This window comes from Methylobacterium marchantiae (genome assembly GCF_042679825.1).
GTDB classification, from domain to species: Bacteria; Pseudomonadota; Alphaproteobacteria; order Rhizobiales; family Beijerinckiaceae; genus Methylobacterium; species Methylobacterium marchantiae.
Map to the genome: position 1 here is coordinate 1 of NZ_JBHTND010000072.1, position 1,245 is coordinate 1,245.

The window sequence follows — 1,245 nt, forward strand, 5'->3', positions numbered from 1 at the left end:
AAAGCCGGAAAGGGCGAGCGTTCGTCCTCTTGGCCTCCATCCGCCTAATGACCCGAAAGCTCTGTCAGAAAACATCATGATGCCGGACAGACTCTCACAGTTGACGGGTTTCGATCTGGCCGCTGGACGTCAACGTATCGATCGGATCACTCCCTCAGAGGGCGCGCCTGTAAGATTGCGGCGAGAACGAAGGGACGCTTCATTAGTGGGCCAGCATTCCCCCGATTGACGAAGTCATCTGCGCCAGGGTGTCGACGCACCGCTTTCCCGAGATCAAGCCGGTAACCTTCTTTGAAGACGAAGTGGGGCGCCAGCGGATTGGCGAGGAAGGCTTCGACTGCCGCCCCTACTTCTTCTTCAGAAATGAGCTTTAGGTCGCGCAGGGCAGCTATCGTCAGCTTTTCGGTCATTCGAAGACCGATAGGGCTGCAAGCTTCGTCCTGCAACCCGATCCTTGACGCGGCCCGAAGACCCTGCGGGCGAAAGCGACGAAGATCCCGATACCTGAACCAGTATCGGGATCTCGTTCAGCGGTCGCGACGATCGCGAACGGTACGACGCTCCTCACGGCGCTCCATGCGGTCATCGCGACGATCCGGATCCACGCCGAGCACGCCACCGACTGTTCCGGTCGCGGCGCCAACCGCACCGCCAACCACACCACCGACGGGACCGGCTGCACGATTACCGTCCTCGATGCCCCGTTCGGCACCGCGGACCGTTCCCTGCGCCTGGGCCGATGCTGACAGGGCTAAAGGGGAAAGAACCAGCGTCGTTGCAATCAGAACATGCTTCATAGAGGTCTCCTCAATTTCGCGACCGGACAGGCTGCTCGAGACGAGCGAGCCCCGCATCACGGATCAACGGCCGAGCGGCGGAAAGGTCGCAATGATGGTAGGGGACGGCGTACCGGAGTCTCAAAGGCCGGACGCGGTGGACTTGTCTGCCTCGAGTTCCCGCCGCAACGAGTTCGCCCGGCTCACGTCAGGCTCCTCACGCCAAGTCATTCACGCCGAGTTGCTGATGCGCCTCGGCCGGTGTCATCAGCCGGATCGAAGCGTCGGTGAAACCGAGTTCACGAAGCTTCATGCGCTGACGCTGCGTGATCATCAGCGAAAGAGAGGCAGGCTGCGAAGCCGAAGCAGGATCTAGGTGTCGTTGCTATGGAGGTTGTCCATCCGAGGGTGTCGAGCGAGGCTGTGGTTGCGAAGCCTGTAACCCCGGACCCGGAGCCTCGGATGGACG

Annotated in this window: 2 protein-coding genes; both read right to left on the bottom strand. The window is 61.3% G+C overall.

The genetic code is table 11. The features are described from left to right. Positions 1–146: 146 nt before the first annotated feature. On the bottom strand, positions 147–410 hold the full coding sequence (locus tag ACFQ4G_RS21845; RefSeq protein ID WP_238209330.1) for a hypothetical protein: 264 nt from the start codon (positions 408–410) through the stop codon (positions 147–149). Between the two features lie 117 nt (positions 411–527). Continuing rightward, the gene (locus ACFQ4G_RS21850) at positions 528–797 is read right to left on the bottom strand and encodes a hypothetical protein (RefSeq protein WP_238209331.1); all 270 of its coding nucleotides are present in this window, start codon (positions 795–797) and stop codon (positions 528–530) included. Positions 798–1,245: the final 448 nt, after the last annotated feature.

Coding starts and splice junctions, on each gene's coding strand:
- ACFQ4G_RS21845 (WP_238209330.1), bottom strand. CDS start 410: ATGACCGAAAAGCTGACGATAGCTGCCCTGCGCGACCTAAAGCTCATT.
- ACFQ4G_RS21850 (WP_238209331.1), bottom strand. CDS start 797: ATGAAGCATGTTCTGATTGCAACGACGCTGGTTCTTTCCCCTTTAGCC.